Annotated in this window: 3 protein-coding genes and 1 pseudogene; 3 read left to right on the top strand and 1 reads right to left on the bottom strand. The window is 53.2% G+C overall.

Annotated features, from left to right (window positions below; translation table 11 throughout):
• Positions 1 to 243 (bottom strand): annotated as a pseudogene (locus tag ACXJ5O_RS25815) (amidohydrolase); the annotation flags it as partial.
• A gap of 165 nt (positions 244 to 408) precedes the next feature.
• On the opposite strand from ACXJ5O_RS25815, the gene ACXJ5O_RS25810 reads away from it, so the two are divergent.
• The 3 genes from ACXJ5O_RS25810 to ACXJ5O_RS25800 all read left to right on the top strand — a co-directional run bounded on the left by ACXJ5O_RS25810 (position 409) and on the right by ACXJ5O_RS25800 (position 1,781).
• Positions 409 to 1,041, top strand: a complete 633-nt coding sequence (locus tag ACXJ5O_RS25810; protein WP_457302395.1) for a GntR family transcriptional regulator — start codon at positions 409 to 411, stop codon at positions 1,039 to 1,041.
• 72 nt (positions 1,042 to 1,113) lie between these two features.
• Positions 1,114 to 1,428: an ArsR/SmtB family transcription factor gene (locus ACXJ5O_RS25805; RefSeq protein ID WP_112531932.1), complete on the top strand. Its 315-nt coding sequence runs from the start codon at positions 1,114 to 1,116 to the stop codon at positions 1,426 to 1,428.
• Positions 1,425 to 1,781 (top strand): SRPBCC family protein, encoded by a 357-nt coding sequence (locus ACXJ5O_RS25800; RefSeq protein WP_457302394.1) that lies wholly within the window; start codon positions 1,425 to 1,427, stop codon positions 1,779 to 1,781. Before ACXJ5O_RS25805 ends, ACXJ5O_RS25800 begins: the two co-directional genes overlap by 4 nt.
• Positions 1,782 to 1,818 lie beyond the last annotated feature (37 nt).

Here is a 1,818-nt window from a genome sequence, read left to right as displayed (position 1 = left end):
GAATTCGCCGAGAATGGCGATGATTGGTCCGCCTTCTCCTGCTTCGCCCATGACTGCCGTGGGCAGATTGGCGATACCGCGGGTGACGCGAAACCCTTCCTTTTCGAGCAGGTGGGCGTGCTCTTCCGACGAGCGGTATTCTTCGTAGTTCGTCTCTGGCATCTCCCATATGCGATCGCTCAATTCAAAGAACGCATCGCGCTTGGCTGCGACGATTTCCCAGACTTCTCCCGAATTTCTCATGATTTCCCGATTGGCTGTTTTATGATAGTAACCAAAATTGGCACCAATTTAGACACAAATATTTTTTGCGCAACCTCTGTGTAAAATTAATTGTCTGGCGTACATCTCGTAAGGGACAACGGCCCTAAAGAGATATGCATTTCGACGGAATATGGGGAAAGACGGATGAGTGAAGCGAAAGCGAAAACAAGGTCACAGCTCAAAGTCGTCGATGTTACCGATTCGATCCTGCACGATATTCTTGCTGGCGTGCTCGCTCCGGGCGTGTGGCTGAAACAGATCGATCTCGAACAGCGCTACCAGAGCACCAGACCGGAAGTGCGGCGCGCACTTGACAGGCTGGTACAAAGACGTCTGGTCGAACATGTTCCCAATCGCGGTTACCACGTGTTCGAGCCCGATGGCCGCCAGGCAACGGAAGTGAGCGACATTCGTGTCATCCTTGAAACGGCGGTCGCGGACAAGATCATTGCCAATGCCTCCGAACTGACTACGAAAAAGCTCCGCGACCTTGCACACCGTTTTGACGATCTCATCATGAACGGAACGATGATCGAGCTTTACGAAGCCAATCTCGCCTTCCACCGCGAATTGCTTGCGCTCTGCGGCAACAGCGAACTGGTGAACCTTGTTACCGAAATCCGCCAAAGGACTTCGTCGGCGCCGGTGTCACAGTGGAAAACACGCGCGCGAATTGAACAGTCGTCGCGGGAGCACCACCAGATGATCGATGCTCTGGTAGCGAAGGATATCGAAGAACTGAAGCGCGTGACCGTATTGCACATCAGGCAGATGTAAACGGCCTGCGATCTGTCATATTTTGATATTGTCCCTGTTGCGAATTATATAAGTCTGTGCTTATGTATTTGCATGAGTGAAACGGAATTTTTCAAGGCGCTGGCCGATCCGACAAGACGCGCCGTCTTCGAACGGCTGGCCGATGGCGAGATGAACGCCACGGACTTGCGGCAAGGGTTTGACCTGTCGCAGCCGGCCATGTCGCAGCATCTGGCTGTCCTGCGCACGGCTGGACTGATCGCAGAACAGAAACATGGCAGGAATGTTCTCTATCGGATCAATCCCGATGGCGTAGCGCGCATCCATCAATGGCTTAGCCGCTACAATGCGTTCTGGCCAAGCCGCGTGGATGACCTGAAGCAGCTTCTCAAGGAGATGGATCAATGACACGCAAAACCGATGCGAGCATAAATCTCACTTATGAACTGGAGGCTGCTCCATCTAAAGTGTGGCGAGCTTTAACCGTACCGGAGTATGTGTCGCAATGGCTGAAGCGACCCGCGGGCAAGGACGATGCTCCGGAGAAAAGTACGCTGGAGCCACCCTTCGAACTCCATCTGATTTCCGCCGATCCTGATACGCGCGTGCGCTATAGAATCAAAGACAACGATGCCATTAGTGTCGTTACATTCCAAATCGGGGCGAATGGTACTGGCGGCACGACCTTCAGCATTGTGCATGAACTTGCGATGAGCGCAGCCAACGGCAATTGCCAGAAACCTCTGCGCGCAGCAGCCTAAAAGTACAACCCGGAACACCACTGAAAGGAGTTCGCCT

It is taken from the genome of Phyllobacterium sp. P5_D12, from assembly GCF_054049495.1.
This window is presented reverse-complemented; position numbering and strand designations above follow the sequence as displayed.